The 18216-nt window shown below is 39.3% G+C and carries 13 protein-coding genes; 9 read left to right on the forward strand and 4 right to left on the reverse strand.

Translation table 11 applies throughout. The features are described 5' to 3' along the window. Positions 1-75: 75 nt before the first annotated feature. From icd to BAU15_RS15450, 5 genes are all read left to right on the forward strand, one after another. Complete coding sequence (gene icd / locus BAU15_RS15430; protein ID WP_161843616.1) at positions 76-1350, forward strand: NADP-dependent isocitrate dehydrogenase; 1275 nt, start codon at positions 76-78, stop codon at positions 1348-1350. A 237-nt stretch (positions 1351-1587) separates the two neighbouring features. Continuing rightward, complete coding sequence (gene mreC / locus BAU15_RS15435; RefSeq protein ID WP_161843617.1) at positions 1588-2445, forward strand: rod shape-determining protein MreC; 858 nt, start codon at positions 1588-1590, stop codon at positions 2443-2445. Positions 2446-2449: 4 nt separating this feature from the next. After that, complete coding sequence (gene mreD, locus BAU15_RS15440) at positions 2450-2959, forward strand: rod shape-determining protein MreD (protein ID WP_161843618.1); 510 nt, start codon at positions 2450-2452, stop codon at positions 2957-2959. A 236-nt stretch (positions 2960-3195) separates the two neighbouring features. Continuing rightward, positions 3196-4515 carry a C40 family peptidase gene (locus BAU15_RS15445; RefSeq protein WP_202622756.1) on the forward strand — a complete coding sequence of 440 codons (1320 nt, stop codon included), beginning with the start codon at positions 3196-3198 and terminating at the stop codon, positions 4513-4515. A gap of 369 nt (positions 4516-4884) precedes the next feature. Then, positions 4885-6186, forward strand: coding sequence for a peptidoglycan DD-metalloendopeptidase family protein (locus tag BAU15_RS15450; RefSeq protein ID WP_161843619.1), 1302 nt, complete (start codon positions 4885-4887; stop codon positions 6184-6186). Between the two features lie 298 nt (positions 6187-6484). Here the strand turns inward: BAU15_RS15450 and BAU15_RS15455 are convergent, their stop codons facing one another. Then, complete coding sequence (locus BAU15_RS15455) at positions 6485-8293, reverse strand: M3 family oligoendopeptidase (RefSeq protein WP_161843620.1); 1809 nt, start codon at positions 8291-8293, stop codon at positions 6485-6487. 148 nt (positions 8294-8441) lie between these two features. On the opposite strand from BAU15_RS15455, the gene BAU15_RS15460 reads away from it, so the two are divergent. Together BAU15_RS15460 and BAU15_RS15465 are read left to right on the forward strand one after the other, a co-directional pair. Next, a complete protein-coding gene (locus BAU15_RS15460) occupies positions 8442-8951 on the forward strand; it encodes a VanZ family protein (protein ID WP_161843621.1) in 510 nt (169 codons plus the stop codon). A gap of 213 nt (positions 8952-9164) precedes the next feature. Then, positions 9165-9887, forward strand: coding sequence for a YebC/PmpR family DNA-binding transcriptional regulator (locus tag BAU15_RS15465; protein WP_161843622.1), 723 nt, complete (start codon positions 9165-9167; stop codon positions 9885-9887). 61 nt (positions 9888-9948) lie between these two features. Here BAU15_RS15465 and BAU15_RS15470 read toward each other — a convergent pair whose 3' ends face one another. The 3 genes from BAU15_RS15470 to BAU15_RS15480 form a co-directional block, all read right to left on the reverse strand. Next, positions 9949-10818: a helix-turn-helix domain-containing protein gene (locus tag BAU15_RS15470; protein WP_161843623.1), complete on the reverse strand. Its 870-nt coding sequence runs from the start codon at positions 10816-10818 to the stop codon at positions 9949-9951. A gap of 272 nt (positions 10819-11090) precedes the next feature. Beyond that, entirely contained in the window at positions 11091-12503 is a 1413-nt protein-coding gene (locus BAU15_RS15475) for a L,D-transpeptidase family protein (RefSeq protein ID WP_161843624.1), read from the reverse strand. A gap of 248 nt (positions 12504-12751) precedes the next feature. Next, positions 12752-13720 (reverse strand): L-lactate dehydrogenase, encoded by a 969-nt coding sequence (locus BAU15_RS15480; RefSeq protein WP_161843625.1) that lies wholly within the window; start codon positions 13718-13720, stop codon positions 12752-12754. A 335-nt stretch (positions 13721-14055) separates the two neighbouring features. Between BAU15_RS15480 and pth the strand changes: the two genes are divergently transcribed. Next, positions 14056-14616, forward strand: a complete 561-nt coding sequence (gene pth / locus BAU15_RS15485) for an aminoacyl-tRNA hydrolase (protein ID WP_161843652.1) — start codon at positions 14056-14058, stop codon at positions 14614-14616. Between the two features lie 15 nt (positions 14617-14631). After that, positions 14632-18162, forward strand: coding sequence for a transcription-repair coupling factor (mfd, locus tag BAU15_RS15490; RefSeq protein WP_161843626.1), 3531 nt, complete (start codon positions 14632-14634; stop codon positions 18160-18162). Positions 18163-18216 lie beyond the last annotated feature (54 nt).

The raw sequence follows: 18216 nt of genomic DNA on the forward strand, positions 1-18216 counted from the left end.
GGAAAGACTCATAAATGAGTGCGGATTTTGGCAGTCGCTAGATGCTTACTAAAATACAATTAGAGGAGTGAGTGAATGACTCAGACAAATAAAATTACAATGACCGACACAGGATTAAACACACCAAATACACCGACAATTCCGTATATTATCGGTGACGGGATTGGACCAGATATTTGGCAGGCAGCAGTACGAGTCTTTGATGCAGCGGTAAAAGCAGCTTACCAAGGGACAAAGAAAATTCAGTGGTTAGAAGTATTAGCTGGGGAGAAAGCCTTTGAAGAAACCGGAGAATGGCTTCCGCAAAAGACGCTAGATACAATTAATGAATATCTTATCGCGATCAAAGGGCCTTTGACGACCCCGATTGGCGGAGGAATGCGTTCATTAAATGTCGCGTTACGCCAAGAATTGGATCTCTATGTTTGTCTTCGACCAGTTAGACATTTCTCGGGAGTTCCATCACCGGTGAAACGTCCTGAATTAGTGGATATGGTTATTTTTAGAGAAAATACAGAAGATATTTATGCGGGAATTGAATTTCCAGAAGGTTCAGAAGAAGCTAAAAAACTCATTCATTTTCTACAGACAGAGTTAGCTATCACAAAAATTCGCTTTCCAGAAACTAGTGGAATGGGTATTAAACCTGTCTCAAAAGAGGGCTCTGAGCGATTGATTCGTTCAGCAATTGAGTATGCGATTGAAAACAAAAAATCCTCTGTGATCCTGGTACACAAAGGGAATATCATGAAATACACAGAAGGAGCTTTCAAAAATTGGGGCTATGAGTTAGCCGAGCGCGAGTATGGAGAATTCGTATTTACCTGGAATCAGTATGATAGAATCAAGGGAAATGAAGGCTCTGCAGCAGCTGATCAGGCGCAAAAAGAGGCAGAAGCGGCTGGTAAAATTATCATCAAAGATTCGATTGCTGATATCTTCTTGCAACAGATATTAACGCGACCAGCTGAATTCGATGTCGTGGCCACCATGAATTTAAATGGCGACTATATTTCAGATGCGTTGGCGGCTCAGGTTGGTGGAATCGGAATTGCTCCGGGAGCCAACATAAATTATCAAACAGGGCATGCTATTTTTGAAGCGACACATGGCACGGCACCTAAATATGCAGGATTAGATAAAGTAAATCCTTCCTCTGTTATTTTATCAGGCGCATTGATGTTGGAACATATTGGCTGGAAAGAAGCAACTGATCTGATTGTAGATGCTCTAGAACGAACAATTGAACAAAAAGAAGTCACTTATGATTTCGCGCGCTTAATGGATCAAGCGACAGAAGTAAAATGTTCAGAGTTCGCTGATCGAATCATAGAAAAAATGACGAAATAGCCTGAAAAAGAATGACTGAACAGATAACGAAATAGTCTTGTGAAATAGGCTAGATTGCTTAGGAAAAGAGTCAAAATAAAAGAAGACGACAACTGCGTAAGGTGAGGCAATTGTCGTCTTTTATTCGTTTCCCAATTATTTGCTAAAAAAAAGCTTAAGAACTCTTACTTTTCTTTTGTTTAAGTATAATTAGTGGTAGAATGATGGTTATCAGTTTAAATAATTCGAGGTGCTCTTGTGAAGAAATTCAACCCTAATAAAAATATAATTATTACCTTACTTATTGTCATTCTAGTAGTAACCGTCATCAGTATCACCGCTGCCAAACGGGCAAATGATGGGAAAACAAATTTTGTTCAAGCAATTATGAATGATACGGTAGCAGTTGTCGACAAAGTCGTTTCAGCACCCGGTCATCTGATAAAAAATGGGACAGCATCGATTAGTCATTTACTTAATACGTATAGTGAAAATGAGCGATTAAAAGAAAAGCTCGACGACTATGATGCGATGACTCAAAAAAATAACAACAACGAAAAAGAAATTGCTGCATTAAAAGAAGAACTTTCACTAAACCAAACGTTAACAAGCTATGAAAAGGTGACCGCAAATGTTGTTACCCGCTCGCCAGATAGTTGGCAAGACACTTTGGTTGTAGACCGTGGGACTACGGATGGCGTCGAAGTCAATATGGCGGTGATGTCCAACAATGGGTTGATTGGTCGAGTAATCGAAGTAAATCTGAGTTCTTCTAAAGTCGAATTACTGACTTCAGGTAATGAGAACTCCAACCATTTTCCGATAAAAGTCAGCTCTAAAGAAGGCGATGCTTTTGGCTTATTACGTAATTACGATGAAAAAACGAAAACCTTGATTGTGACTCAATTAACGGGGAACACAGAAATCAAGGAGGGCGATGTTGTTCAAACTTCAGGTCTAGGTGGCAACTCGCCGGCCGATTTACAGATTGGAACCGTGATTAAGATTGAACCAGATAGCTTTGGTTTGGATCGCCAAGTGTATGTTAAACCATACGCTGAGATGTACGATATTTCGGTGGTAACCATCATCAAACGTTTAGCAGGGGAAGGATAAAGGTATGTTACGAAAAGAATATGTTAGATACTATGCACCTGCTGTTTTTTTCTTGTTAATGTTGCTGGATGGGCAATTCACACGTGTTGTAGGTATTTGGTCAAATGGAGGCTACTTAGCGAATGTTCATCTGCTACTCTTAGCAGTGCTCTGTGGCTGTATCACATTGCCTAAGCGTTTTATGATTCTTACGACCATTATTTTAGGAATCATCTATGATAGTTATTATATTGGTGTGATCGGCATCTTTGCCGTCGCGTTACCCGTGACAGTTCTTTGCATGTATGGCCTAGCCAAGACTATCAATACCAATGTGTTTACGTTATTTTTTGGCTATATTATTTTTATTACAAGCTTTGAAGCTATCTCATTAGCGATTCAATTTATTTTTAAATTAGCAGTGATTGATGGCAGCGTCTTTATCACACAATACCTCGCGCCTACACTACTTTTAAATATGGGACTCTTCGTATTACTGATCGTGCCTTTTAAGAAGCTATTTGTCATAAAATAGCTTCTTTTTTTATGAAGAAAATTTATTTCTAGAAAATCTAAATAAAGCCTGTTATATCAGTCTTTATTCCGATATTTATTTTTCAAAAAACGTAGGAATCTGAAATGAAACAATTTTGTAATATTGCTATTATCTATCTGAAATACTGCTGTGGTATTATTCTAGTGTTGTTAAGAAAGTCTTAAGCAAAATTATAATTTTTATAAATATATGAAACCAGTCGGAGGAATAAAACATTGAGAAAGAGTTTATTGTCAACAGTCATGATTTGTTCTTTAGCACTTACCACAGTTGCAGGCCCCGTAGTGGCTGTAGCAGATAGCCTAGATGATCAAATTGCTGAGCAGAATCAAAAGATTTCAAACTTGCAAAGCCAGCAAGCCGATGTTCAATCACAGATTAGTTCTTTACAAGCAGAAGTAGATGGAATTAATAAAAAAGCAGAAGACTTATTAGCGAAACAAGAAGCTTTGTATAAAAAGTCGGATGAATTAAAAAAAGAAATTGAAAACTTGCAAGAACGAATTGCTAAACGTGAAGAAGCAATTACAGAACAAGCACGTGACGTCCAAGTCAATGGTGGCAGTTCTAACTTCATTGATGCCGTACTGAATGCAGATTCATTTACAGATGCAATCGGACGCGTGCAAGCAATGAGCACAATCGTTCAAGCGAATAATGATTTAGTTGAACAACAAAAACTAGATAAAAAAGCTGTTGAAGACAAACAAGCTGAAAACAAAAAACAATTAGAAGAAATTGCTGTGAACCAAAGCGAATTAGAAAACCAAAAAGGTGAACTAATTTCTAAACAAGCAGATTTAAATGTTTTAACAACGACTTTAGCTGCAGAACAAGCGACTGCTGAAGACAAAAAAGCAGACTTAAACAAGAAAAAAGAAGCAGCAATTGCTGAACAAAAACGCGCGCAAGAAGAAGCAAGAAGAGCGGAAGAAGCAAGAGCAGCTGCGGCAGCTCAAGCTGAAAAAGAAGCGGCTGAACAAGCAGCAGCAACACCAGCTGTTCAAGAAACACCGTCAACACCGACTGAAACACCAGCTACACCTGAAAATAACAATACAGTAACACCAACGACACCGAGCGATACTGGATCCGAAACAGATACAAACACGCCAGTACAAAATACACCTGTTGTTGAAAAACCAAATGCACCAGTTGCTTCAACACCGCCAGCATCTTCTGGCAATGGCGCAGCGGTTGTTGCTGAAGCCTACAAATATATCGGTGTTCCTTATGTCTGGGGTGGAAAAACACCATCTGGCTTTGACTGTTCAGGATTTACTAGCTATGTTTACAGACAAGCAACTGGCCGTGAAATTGGTGGTTGGACCGTTCCTCAAGAATCTGCAGGAGCTAGAATTTCAATCAATCAAGCACAAGCAGGAGACTTATTATTCTGGGGTTCACCAGGAGGTAGTCATCACGTAGCGATTGCTTTAGGTGGCGGACAATATATCCACGCACCACAACCTGGTCAAAACGTGACTGTTGGTTCATATTCATGGTATGCACCAGACTTCGCAGTTCGTATGTAATTTAAATTAATAATTACTCAACTACCGATACGCTTGTATCGGTAGTTTTTTCTTGAAATAAGCAATTTTGTGACGATAAAGAAGGCTCTTCTTCTTAAGGTATTTCGCAAAAAAAGAAGAGCCTTTATAACAATGTTCTGATCGAAAAAAATGCCGCCAAAAAGCGGGTGAACCAACTTTTACATGGAGATGATTATCTAGATAGAATTAATCTAGTTTGTCATTTCTCTGTAACAAAGCATAGTGTTTGTTTCAATTAGATTAAATATAGCGCTTTTTTCAAGAAAATACATAATCTTCACAAAAAGCACACAACTTTTGAATAAACTTAACCATGATAATTTTATAATTACAAAAGTGAGGGTATCCATGATTAAATTGAAGAGAGTCGTGACAGTCAGCATTCTTTTAGCTATTCTTGGCGGACCGCTTGTTGCAAATGCAGATGAGCTAGACGATAAGATCAAAGAACAAAATGCGAAGATTGAGACAATCCAGAATAATCAAAATGCAGCGCAAGCGCAATTAACAGCAATCGAAGAGAACGTTGCTCAGATTGAACGCGATGTGCTAGCTATTCTTAAACAAAAAAATGCTGAAGAAAAAAAATTAACAGATTTAAATAAAGAGATTGAAGAATTAAAAGTAGTCATTGCTAAGCGTGACGAACAGATTCAAAGCCAAGCACGTGATGTTCAGACCAATCAAGGGGCTGGCTCGATTATTGACATCGTTGTAGAATCAAAATCTGTTAACGAAGCAATCGAAAAAGCGATTGCTGTGAATACCTTAATCAAAGCCAATAACGATATTATGCAAGAGCAGACAAAGGATAAAGAAAAATTGGAAGTCTTGCAAAAAGAATCAGAAGAACGTTTGGCTGTTATTATTGAGAAAACAGAAGAATTAAAACAAAAACAAGAAGATTTAGTCGCGGCTAAACTTGATAAAGAAGTCCAGATTAATGCACTGTCAGCTTCATTAGCTACTGAGAAAGGCGCTAAGAAAAAGTTTGAAGAGCAAAAAGCAGAGGCTGAGAGAAAACGTCAAGCTGAGCTTAAAGCATTAGCTGAACAGAAAGCTAAAGAAGAAGCTGCTCGTAAAGCAGCAGAAGCAGAGGCAGCACGAGTCCAAGCTGCCAACGAAGCAGCAGCGAGAGAGCAAGCACAAACGCAAAATCCAGCAACGAATACTGCAACTGGTGGTCAAACATCAGATAGCAATACAAATAATTCAGTGGATTCAGGAACTGTAACACCACCCGCTTCAACAGGCGGCGGTTGGCAAGCGCCCTTATCATCACTTGTAATTACTAGTCCTTATGGTAATCGTGTTGATCCAACGGGTAGCTCTGGTTCATTTCATGATGGAGTAGACTTTGCCGGGGCAGCAGGTACACCTGTCTTTGCTTCTAAAGGTGGAACTGTTGTAGAAGCTGGTTTCCATTGGTCAGCGGGTAATCATGTAATTATTAAACATGCGGATGGTTATTATTCGTACTACATGCATTTAAGCAGCTTTAATGTTTCTAATGGTCAAGCTGTAAGTGCAGGAACTGTTGTTGGTGGTATGGGAACAACAGGGAATTCGACAGGCGTCCATTTACACTTTGGTGTATCAACTGGGCTATGGTCAGGATTCGTTAATCCAGCGCCATTATTAGGCTTATAAACAATAAAAATGAATACTTAGTAAGTGGAGAATGACAAGCATTTTGTCATTCTCCACTTTTTTTGAAAGCTTCGTCAAAAATAGTTTGGCTGCGAGAATGCTGAATTAAGAGGTTATGGGAAATCGGATGTTTACTTAAGTTAGCTATCAGTTAGCGAGTGTGGGGTGTTTGGGAAGAAGAAGAGAGCAATTGCTTGGAAAATTAGTATATTCAATAAAAAGGAACGAAAATCAGCTAAATTAGCTTTTTTCCGTTCCTTTTTCCCAAAAATAAAATAATCGATTGTTTAAAAGAAGACTATTTTACGTATTCTTCTGTTAAAGCCAAGAACTCGGTGATATCGCCTAATACGCGATCAATACCCGCTTGCCAGAAGTCTGGTTTTGTTAAATCGATATTTAGGTGTTTTTTCGCAAGCTCTTCGGTAGTCATTGAAGCAGTATCTCTTAATAAAGCAATGTACTGATCTTCAAATCCTGAACCTTGTTGATCAGCGTAGGCGTAAATTCCCATACTGAATAAGTAACCGAAGGTATAAGGGAAGTTGTAGAAAGGTACATCGTCGATAAAGAAATGTAATTTTGCTGCCCAGAAATGAGGGTGGTAGCTAGCTAAACTATCTTGATAGCTTTCTTTTTGTGCGGCTACCATCAATTCAGTGATTTCTTCTTCAGAGACAAGGCCTTTTTGACGCGCTTGATAGAAATTATTTTCAAAGATAAAGCGTGCGTGAATGTTCATGAACATGGCAATCGCATTCTGCATTTTTGTATCCAATAAGTTAATTTTTTCTTCTTTCGTTTGTGCTTCTTTCAACGTCGCATCAGCAACGATTAATTCGGCAAAAGTACTCGCTGTTTCTGCTACATTCATAGCGTAATCGCGGTTTAATTCTGGTAAGTCCCACATTACTTCACTATGAAAAGCATGGCCTAGTTCATGAGCTAAGGTTGCAACTTCATTCACGGAGTTACTATAAGTCATGAAAATGCGTGATTCTTGTGATTCAGGTAAGCTAGTACAGTAGCCACCAGGACGTTTACCTGGACGATCCTCTGCTTCAATCCAGCTATTATCAAAGGCTTTTTGCGCGAAAGTCGCCATTTTTGGACTAAATTTCTCGAAGTTTTCAACAATAAATTCTGCAGCTTGATCAAAGGTGTAGGTTTTTTCTTGTAAATCACCTAAAATAATTGGCGCGTCTTGATCTTGCCATTCCATTTTTTCTTTACCAAATAATTGTGCTTTTCTGGTCAAGAAGTCGATGATTGGTTGTTTATTTTTTTGAATCGTCTCCCACATCACATCTAACGTTTCTTTTTGCAAGCGATTATACTCTAAAGGTTGTTTGAGATAATCAGTCACGCCATGTAATTTGTAAGTAGAAAGTCTAAAGCCGTCCAAATGATTCAGTGTATCAGAGAATAAAGGCGCTTTTTCGGCCCAAGCGGCTTCCCATTTTTCAAATAATTCTTTACGAACTGCAGCATCTGGATCGCCCATCATTTTATTGAAGGCTTGGCCGGCTGAAAGTTCAACGGTCTTGCCGTCTTTATCTGTGAATGGAATAATAATCGACGCAACGATGGTGTCGTAATGTTCGCTCCAAGCATTTAAGCCGTCTAGGGAAAGTGTGTTAATGATATTTTCTTCCGCTTCTGAAAGTAGTTCGCTGCCGTCGCGGCGAATCTCACTTAAACGAAAAGCTAAAGGTGCCAACGCGTCTGTTGAAATAAGTGTTGCCCATTCATCATCAGAGATGGCAGTGAGTTTTTTAGAAAAGATCGTTTGAGACAATTGGAACTTAGGTGATAGGCTAGCTAATTCACCGTATAAGATTTTGGCTTTCGTGTCATTTACATTGGCTGAGCTTAAGGCCGTAATATAGCTTGCGCATTGACCATAACCTTCTGAAACGGCTTCAGCTAATTGAATGATTTCTAATAATCCTTGATTATCAGAATCCTCAGATGGTGACCAAGCGTTAACTTTATCGTGGTGATTTTCAATTTGTTCAGCGAGTTTTTCTAAACGTTGTTTAAGCTCAGGAGAATCGCTACCTCCTGGAAAAATTGAATCTAAATCCCAAATTAAAGAATAAGACATAAACATACTCCCTTCAAAAAGTTAATTTATTACTTGTAACAAGTGGTGCTATCGTTACAGTTATAGATACAGTATATAGTATATCAACAAAAATGTGGAAAAGATTGTTCTTTTTTGAAAAATTGGTAAGATAGAATGGAGGTGGATTATGAAAGCAATCAAAAAACAAATGAAAAATGGAAATTTATATTTAGGTATCGCTTTTTTTGTTATGGCTGTTCTTTTTTACAGCTCTTCGCAGACCTATGAGCAACAATCACAAATTGCTTTTTTAGGGAAGCTCTTAAAAAATGAGCCGTTTAAAGACTTTTTTGAGACAATCTCATTTGTCTATGCGGGTGATGAAGTCAGTATCAAGGCTAGCGGTTACTTGAAGTTTATCGAATTTTTTATTCGAAAAGGGGCTCACTTCGGGACGTATTTTCTAATGGGTGGCAGTCTTTTCCTTGGACTTTATCCTCGTTTGAAAGTTATTTGGTTACCTTCGATTCTCGGATGGTTAGCAGCAACAGGTTATGCTGGTTTGGATGAATTTCATCAAATGATGACAGACGGTCGTTCGCCGTTATTTCAAGATGTGGCGCTCGATTCTTGTGGCGCATTAACAGCTGTCGTATTGGCTAGCGTGCTCTTTATTTGGCATAAAAAAAGTCGTTAATCAGTCAGCAAGAGTCAGCAGGAGCAGGGAATAGCTAATGGCATCGTTTAGAGTTGGGTGAACGTTCTAAAGCGTGTATAATTAAGAGTGAAAGCTGTTGAAAAAGAAGTAGGACTATTTGTGAAAGAGCACTAGATGAGTATTTTATGGACCAAGGACGGATTGTGTGCGGTTGTAACTGTAACTGTGATTGAGTGAAGGGGAGGAAATAGAATGTCAGGACATAGTAAATGGAGCAATATTCAAGGAAGAAAAAATGCGCAAGATGCTAAACGTGGAAAGATTTTTCAGAAGCTTTCTCGGGAAGTTTATATGGCGGCCAAAGCAGGCGGGCTTGATCCAGCTTTAAATCCAGCCCTTCGCCTAGCAGTCGACAAAGCCAAAGCAGCTAATATGCCCAATGATAATATTGATCGAGCGATCAAGAAAGCCGATAGTTCAGCTGAAAATGCGAACTATGATGAGATCACTTATGAAGGCTATGGACCAGGTGGAGTCGCAATTTTAGTCCATACCTTAACAGATAATCGTAATCGGACAGCGACCAATGTCCGAGTGGCTTTTTCTAGAAACGGGGGTTCACTTGGTGAGACAGGGTCAGTTAATTATTTATTTGATCGAAAAGGCTACATTGCGATTGAAAGAACTGATTTAGCCGTAGATGAGGATCAGATGTTTGAAGATGTACTGGAAGCAGGTGCGGAAGATTTGTTGGTGTCACCAGAAGTTTTTGAGATTTATACAGCACCTGATGAATTTGTGAAGGTCAGAGAATGGTTAGAAAAAGCGGGCTTCACTTTGGCTCAGGCCGAGCTGACGATGGTGCCTCAGACGACAGTCCCACTAACAGAAGAGCAGCAAGCACAACTGGAAAGATTAGTCGACAAATTGGAAGACGATGATGATGTATCAGAGGTCTTTACTTCAGCAGAATAAATGAATAGTCCACCCATTTAGTTAAGATAACTGATTGGGTGGACTTTTTTGAAGCGTATCACTAACCAATCTTCCGATATTGACTGGGAGTGAGACCGGTTCTTTTTTTGAAGAGTCGACTAAAGTAGGCGAAATTTTCCAAGCCAACTTCTAATGAAATTTCTTTGATAGATTTATCTGAGTATCGTAGTAAATCTTTTGAGTGGGATATTTTTTTATTGATTTGGTATTTAATCGGTGGAAGCCCGATGTATTTGGAAAACTCCTTGTTTAATTGATATTTATTAATATGGAACCGGGTTTCTAATGATTCTAATGAGAGTGATTCTTTAAAATGCTCTTCAAGATAGGCGCGCATATCCAGTATATGTTTAGGAATTGCTTCATAAGAAAAGTCCTGTTGATATTTCTGTAAAAGCACTTCATTCAGTAATTGATGCAAAAGGATGGAAGATTGATAGTCTGTTTGGGCATGAGGTTGCGATTGTAGATGCAACAATTGCTCCAAAATTAGATAAATAGAATTCGCTTGTGGCGGACCATCCGTTTGAAATACAGGGCAATCATTTTTCATGAATTCTTCGTAAAACATCGCTGACTGGGCGCCAGAAAAATGAACCCAATCCATTTCCCAGTAGTCCTCACTGACTGTCTTGTAGTATTGATATTCTTGGCAATCAATAAAAAAAAGATCGCCACTTTTGATCGGATATGTTTGATTTTTATACTGTAATAATCCTTCCCCTTGCAAGGTGAATTTGATTAGGTACGATGGCAGATGCTCGCGCTCAGTAAAATAAGGTTGCTGCGCTTTGAAATGGCCAATTTCTTGAACGTAGTAAAATAAACGTTGGCTTTTGGGGGTCGGAGTCAAGATGTGTCGTTCAGAATCTGTCGACCAAGAATAATCTGCTTTTTGCCAATAAGTCATAGGAATCTCCTTGTCTACCAATATAATGCAAGTATATATCAAAAATTGTTGAGAGTGAATAGCTTCTAGGCGAATATACGCGTTTTTTCTCGAATGCTCAATAAATAAAAGCGAGTGAGCAGACTACAATAATGTGTCAGGAAAAGAGTACGGGAGCAATCAAGAGGCTACATAGAGAGTAGGATGACTATTTATTAAGATGGAAATCAAAAAAAGACAGAGCGGACAGCTATCAACGGGGATAGTCATTCGCTCTGTTAGTATGATTATTATTAAAAGACTAATACAGGAGTACCATTTTCAACTGCACCGTATAATTGTTTCATGACGCCTGGTGGGGTGTTGACACAGCCGTGAGAACCAACTGTTTTCCATAATTCTCCACCATATTGTGGTTGCCAGTCAGAATCGTGAATACCGACACCGGTCCAATCGATGGGCATCCAGTATTTTACGGGACTAGCATATTTTGTGCCATCATCATTTAAACCACGGAGTGTTGCATTTTGTTCGTGGTTCCAAACGTAAAAGACGCCTGCTGGAGTAGGTGATGAAGGTTTACCTGTGACGACATCTGTTTCAAGAACCAATGCCCCATCTTTGTAAAACCACATATGCTGATTTTGTAGATCCACTTCAATATAAGTGCTGCCGACAAGAGCATGATCTGCGGTAGTACTTCCTTGAACAATCGGACTACGAGTGAAATCTTCGCCAGCCATAATCGAGTCTCTCAATGCCGCTGCCTCTTGATCTACTTGGATAGTCCAACTGTATGAGCCTGCAGGCACGCTAACTTCTCCACGTCTAGTACTGGTGAACTTCGTCGGATTTGAACTTGTATTATACATCGCAGCCAGTTCGTTTACGTAAGCTGTTAGCTTTTCATTGTTCAGTGAAATGTCACTGTCTTTTGTTTCAATCCATTCCATAATTGTCGCTGTTGGAATGACAAATGAGGCGCCGTTAATTGTGTAAGTTGCTTTGACTTGCGCAATTTTGTTGGCTTTTTCAATTTCTTTTTTCAAATTTTCATCGTCAGCGGTCACTGTCGGTTTTACACGGAAATCGAGTAAGTCGATGGTTTCTTTGCCTTCAGTTGCTGTTTGTGTGATGGAAGCGATGGCTTCATCGATGTTGATAGAATTCCCCACAGTTTCTTTTTGAATGGAGAAGCCACTTTCTGTTCGGATGACTTTGGCATCTTCAGATTTTGTGCGACTTTCATTTAGCTTAACTAAGTTATTTTTGATAGTTGCTATAGAAGCCGTTAATTTTTCTTGATCTACATCTAGTGAGCTGAGGGTTTCTTTTTCAGCTGCAGAAACATAGGATATAGCCCAGCCCCAAGGGTTTTGCTTTTGTCTTAATATTTCTAATTCTTTGGTAAAATTAGGTGAGACACCTAATTCAGATTTTTTTACTTCATGCCAAGTTTTTCCTTCTTCTTGGATAGTAAAAACTTTAGAAGAGTATTCTTTTTGAAGGGCATTTTTCGCTTCGTCGATAGTTAAATCACTAATATCAACGCTATTTACCTCAGTTTTAGGTAAAAAATGTTTGGTATAATAAATGCTGCGGTAAGTGTAGCCACCAGCTAATAGAATAACGATACCTAGAATAACGAACAATACAATCTTCGAGGCACTTCTTTTTTGCCTCGCTCGCGTGCGACCTTTTGTCATAATATATGAACTCCTTAAGTGGATAAATTTAGAGTATACCGATACTCATAATAGCATAAATAGCTAAAAATGCGATGTTTTTGCCTAAAAAACATGAAAACTTTATAAACATTTAGAAACTTAATAATAATTATAAATAACTCTATGCATTTTATAATAATACATAAAAAAAGAATTTGAAACTCTTTTCGAGCATCAAATTCTTTTTGTGTTGATGAGTGAGTGTCTTCTATGAGTAAAATAGCTGATTATTCAGCGTCTAATTGCTCAAAAGCTTGAGTGATGACCTCTTTTAATTGACTTGCTGAAGCGTTCATACGATCTTTTTCTGCATCTGTCAAAGGAATCTCAATGACTTGTTTAATCCCTTGACGGTTGATGACAGCTGGGGCACCGATGAAGATATCATCTAAGCCGTATTCTCCATTCATATAGACAGAAAGTGGAAGAACAGAATTTTCATCATCCAAAATGGCTCTAGTAATACGAGCTAGGGCAACAGCGATACCATAGAAGGTCGCACCTTTTCGTTCGATGATTGTGTAAGCTGCATCACGCACGCTAAAGAATAAATTAACCATGGCTTCTTCATCAACTTCAGGATTATTTTTCACCCATTCGTAAATTTGTAAGCCAGCCACGTTGGCATGAGACCATACTGGGAATTCTGAGTCACCGTGTTCACCTAAAATGTAGGCATGGACATTTCTGGCATCGACGTCTACTAATTCGGCAATTGCTTGACGGAAACGAGCAGAATCAAGTGAAGTACCTGAACCGATTACGCGTTCTTTAGGGAAACCAGAGAATTTCCAAGTTGAGTAAGTTAAGATATCTACAGGGTTAGCGGCTACTAAGAAAATTCCGTTAAACCCAGAGTCAACAATTTGCGTCACGATTGAACGGTTGATTTTTAAGTTTTTATTGACTAAGTCTAAACGAGTTTCACCTGGTTTTTGTGGCGCGCCAGCTGTTAAAACGACTAAGTCCGCGTCATGACAGTCCGCATATTCTGCAGCATAGATTTTCTTAGGAGAAGTGAAAGCTAACGCATGGGAAAGGTCGATTGCGTCTCCTTCAGTCTTTTTCGTGTTAATATCAATAATCCCGACTTCTTGGGCAATGTTTTGAGTGACAAGAGCAAATGCATAACTAGATCCAACTGCGCCATCTCCGACTAGAATGACTTTTTGATGATCTTTTCTTTCGTTAGTCATGTGTATCAATCCTTCCGCGTATTTGTTTTTTCTATATCATGTTATCATCACTGCGCACTTCTGTCACGTAATATGCCGCGAAAGTATAACAGTTTTTCTTACTGTATTAATTGTAAAAGCTTACATGTGCGAGATTTCACTATTCCTGGAATTCACTGTTTCTAGAAGTTTTTTCTAACTTTTTTTTAATTTTGTTGATTCTGAGAAGTTTGGCTCTAACCACTACAGCCATTCCTGTGTTATACTACTAATTAGAAAAATGTGACATGACTGGATGGTTTTATACCTATCCAGCATTTTGTGTTGCAAATGACTGGATAAGTGGGGAACGTTTGATGAAAATGATTGTTGGATTGGGAAATCCTGGAACAAAATACCAAGACACCAAACATAATATCGGCTTTATGGTTGTCGATCGTTTGGCAAAAGAATATAGTGCTACATTTAAGAAGAATCCTTTTGAAGCCGAAGTGGCTGAGTTTTTTATAAATGGAGAAAAAATTTTATTGGTGAAACCAATGACTTTTATGAATGAATCTGGTCGTGCGGTAGGTCCGTTGATGACTTATTTTGGCATTTACCCAGAAGAATTACTGGTTGTTTACGATGACCTAGATTTGGCTATTGGTAAGATTCGCTTACGCCAAAAAGGCAGTGCAGGTGGGCATAATGGGATAAAAAGCTTGATTTCCCATTTGGGTGACAACGTGTTTGATCGTATTAAAGTCGGAATCGGTCGGCCTGAGGGTAAGAAAACGGTGATTAATCATGTGCTTAGTGGTTTTAGTAAAGACGAGCAGCCACTGATTGAAGCGAGCATTGAGCAATCAGTCAAAGCCTGTGATTATCGTCTAGCTGGACATACATTTATTGATACCATGAATCAATTTAATTAGAGAGGGGAGACGGCTTTGAATATTATTCAACTATTCAATCGGAATCCTTTAATACAACAATGGATGCAAGAATTGAAAGAAAAAGCACCGCGTCAGTTGTTAACGGGACTGTCAGGGTCAGCGAAAACATTGACTATGGTCAGTGGCTACAAAAAATTAAAAAAGACCACGGTGGTTATCACACCGAACTTATATTATGCGAACCAATTAGTAGATGACTTGCAGCATGTTTTACCACAGGAAGAGATTTTTTTATTCCCTGTAGATGAAGTGATGTCGGCTGAGATGGCTTTTTCTTCACCAGAAGCACGAGCGGAACGGGTCGCAACACTGGCCGCTTTAGCTACGAAGAAAAAAGGGATCTATGTCTTACCAGCGGCGGCTTTAAGGAAATTTTTACCGCCTAAGAAAACTTGGCAGTCCTATCAAATTAATTGGGAAATTGGTGGACTTATCGATAGTAATACATTGGCTCAACAGTTGGTTTTAATGGGCTATGAGCGTCAAACAATGGTCGGTAAACCAGGTGAGTTCAGTATTCGTGGCAGTATTGTGGATGTCTATCCACTGACCACAGACTATCCTGTTCGAGTGGAACTGTTTGATGATGAGATTGATTCTATGCGCTATTTTGAAGCGGATAGTCAACGGTCATTGCAAACAATTGAAGCGATTGACATTTTGCCGACTTCAGAGTTAGTTTTTTCGACAGATAATTTGCACTATGGTGTGGGGCGTCTAGCGGAAGCATTGGAGAAACGTCTGGCGATTACGACTGATCCGACTGAAAAAGAGTTTCTAACGGATTATTTCGGCCAATTAAGTACCGACTGGCAGTCAGGTATTCCTGGGGATCAGGCTAACTATTATACCGACTTCTTATATGAAGAGAAAACAAGTATTTTTGATTATTTTGAAAAAAATACCTTGATCTTTGTGGATGACTATTCGAGAATTTTGGAAACTAATCGTGAAATGGAACGTGAAGAGGCCGAATGGCAAACTTTAAAAATTGAAGAGGGCCGTATCTTTTCGGAACAGAATTTTGGGCATGATATTGCTCAAATTCTAATGAAAGAAAGTTATCCAACGAGTTACTTTTCGCTATTTCAAAAGGGCATGGGGAATTTGCGATTCCAACAGGTTTATAATTTCCAGTATCGCTCTATGCAGCAGTTTTTCGGGCAGATGCCCCTGTTGAAAACAGAAATGGAACGTTGGAAGAAACAAGGCCAAACGGTTGTTGTTTACATTTCGACAAAGGAACGCCTGAAAAAAATCGAAGAAATGTTTCTGGATCATGACATAAAAGCAGTTCAGTCAACAGCGGATAAGTTATTGACTGGAAAGATCCAATTGGTGGAAGGCGGGTTGCAGTCGGGCTTCGAATTGCCTCAAGATAAGCTGGTGGCAATTACTGAAAACGAAGTATTCCAAAAAACTGCGAAAAAACGCGCGCGCCGTCAGAGCATTTCGAATGCTGAACGACTAAAAAGTTACAGTGAGTTAAAATCAGGCGATTACGTGGTGCATGCTAATCATGGGATTGGGAAATATATCGGGATGCAGACGCTTGAAGTGGATGGCGTTCATCAAGATTATTTGACGATTCTCTATCAAAACGAAGACAAGCTGTTCATTCCTGTGACGCAGTTAAATCTGATTCAAAAATACGTTGCCTCAGAAGGAAAATCACCTCGAGTAAACAAGCTGGGTGGCAGTGAATGGAGTAAGACTAAACGCAAGGTTACTTCTAAAATTGAGGACATTGCGGATGATCTAATTCAACTGTATGCCGCTAGAGAGGCTGAAACAGGCTATGCTTTCGGACCAGATGATGCTTACCAAAAAGAATTTGAGGATGCTTTTGCTTACTCAGAGACAGAAGACCAATTACGTAGTACTGCTGAGATTAAGCGTGATATGGAAAAAGCGAAGCCGATGGATCGTTTATTGGTGGGCGATGTTGGTTACGGGAAGACGGAGGTTGCTTTACGAGCTGCCTTTAAAGCGGTCAAGGAAAATAAGCAAGTTGCTTTCTTGGTACCAACGACTATTTTGGCACAACAACATTACGAAACGATGTTGGAAAGATTCGAAAACTTCCCTGTTAATATCGGCTTATTGAGTCGATTTAGAACAAAGGCGCAACAAAAGGAAACGATTGAGGAGCTTCGTACCGGACAAATCGATATCGTAGTGGGTACCCATCGGATTTTATCAAAAGATATTGAGTTTGGGGACTTAGGATTATTAATTATTGATGAAGAGCAACGCTTCGGCGTCAAACATAAAGAGCGACTCAAACAGCTGCGTTCGGAAGTAGATGTGCTGACGTTAACGGCGACACCTATCCCACGGACATTGCATATGTCTATGTTAGGCGTTCGAGATCTTTCTGTCATCGAAACGCCTCCAGAAAATCGCTATCCGATCCAAACCTATGTGATGGAACATAATCCTGGGGCGGTGCGTGAAGCAATTGAGCGAGAAATGGGTCGCGGCGGCCAAATCTTTTACTTATATAATCGTGTGGATACGATTGATCAGAAGGTGACGGAGCTTCAAGCGCTGGTACCAGATGCGCGAATTACTTTTGCTCATGGTCAAATGACCGAGGTTCAATTAGAGAATACCTTGTTTGACTTTATTGAAGGCCAATATGATGTCCTAGTGACCACCACGATTATCGAAACAGGTGTGGATATTCCAAACGCGAATACTTTATTTGTTGAAAATGCGGACTACATGGGTCTCTCGACTCTGTACCAATTACGAGGTCGAGTCGGAAGAAGTAACCGCGTTGCATATGCTTATTTTATGTATGAGCAACAAAAAATATTGAATGAGGTCAGCGAAAAAAGACTGCAAGCAATCAAAGACTTTACTGAACTGGGTTCAGGATTTAAGATTGCTATGCGCGACTTATCCATTCGTGGTGCCGGAAATCTATTAGGTGCTCAACAACATGGGTTCATTGATGCAGTCGGATTTGATATGTATTCACAAATGTTGTCTGAAGCTGTAGCACGTAAGCAAGGCAAGAATACACAGATTGAGAAAACATCCGTAGAAATCGATATGGGTGTTGATGCGTATCTACCTGCTACTTATATTGAAGATGAGCGGCAGAAGATAGAAATTTACAAACGAATTCGCGAATTAGAAAATCAAGAAATGCTGGAGGAATTGGAAGCTGATTTACTTGATCGATTCGGTGAATATCCTGAAGAAGTAGCTCACTTGTTGACGATTGGTCAAATGAAAATGGATGGCGATCGAGCTTTAGTAGAGTCCATTCGCATACATGGATTAGCAATCAAGGTTGTTTTAAGCAAAGTGGGAACAAAAACTTATTCAGTGGAACAATTATTTGAAGCACTGACTGCCACGAAGATGAAAGCAGGCTTAGGTGTCGAAAAAGAAAAAATGACAATTACTTTGACTACCGGCAGAGGCATGACTGAGGCTGTGTGGTTACAAGAAACGGCGAGCTTTATTACCGCTTTACGACAACAAAAATATGTGGCGACTAAAGAAAAATAAAATGCCTATGAGAACGCCCAACGAATAGTTGGAATAATGGTTCTTACTACTTAT

Source organism: Candidatus Enterococcus huntleyi (genome assembly GCF_009933175.1).
In the GTDB taxonomy this organism is placed as follows: domain Bacteria; phylum Bacillota; class Bacilli; order Lactobacillales; family Enterococcaceae; genus Enterococcus_K; species Enterococcus_K huntleyi.

Excerpts from the sequence above, each read along its gene's own strand:
- BAU15_RS15455 (WP_161843620.1), bottom strand. The coding sequence starts at position 8,293 with ATGTCTTATTCTTTAATTTGGGATTTAGATTCAATTTTTCCAGGAGGT.
- pth (WP_161843652.1), top strand. The coding sequence starts at position 14,056 with ATGAAAATGATTGTTGGATTGGGAAATCCTGGAACAAAATACCAAGAC.
- BAU15_RS15475 (WP_161843624.1), bottom strand. The coding sequence starts at position 12,503 with ATGACAAAAGGTCGCACGCGAGCGAGGCAAAAAAGAAGTGCCTCGAAG.
- icd (WP_161843616.1), top strand. The coding sequence starts at position 76 with ATGACTCAGACAAATAAAATTACAATGACCGACACAGGATTAAACACA.
- mreD (WP_161843618.1), top strand. The coding sequence starts at position 2,450 with ATGTTACGAAAAGAATATGTTAGATACTATGCACCTGCTGTTTTTTTC.
- BAU15_RS15450 (WP_161843619.1), top strand. The coding sequence starts at position 4,885 with ATGATTAAATTGAAGAGAGTCGTGACAGTCAGCATTCTTTTAGCTATT.
- BAU15_RS15460 (WP_161843621.1), top strand. The coding sequence starts at position 8,442 with ATGAAAGCAATCAAAAAACAAATGAAAAATGGAAATTTATATTTAGGT.
- BAU15_RS15480 (WP_161843625.1), bottom strand. The coding sequence starts at position 13,720 with ATGACTAACGAAAGAAAAGATCATCAAAAAGTCATTCTAGTCGGAGAT.
- BAU15_RS15470 (WP_161843623.1), bottom strand. The coding sequence starts at position 10,818 with ATGACTTATTGGCAAAAAGCAGATTATTCTTGGTCGACAGATTCTGAA.
- BAU15_RS15465 (WP_161843622.1), top strand. The coding sequence starts at position 9,165 with ATGTCAGGACATAGTAAATGGAGCAATATTCAAGGAAGAAAAAATGCG.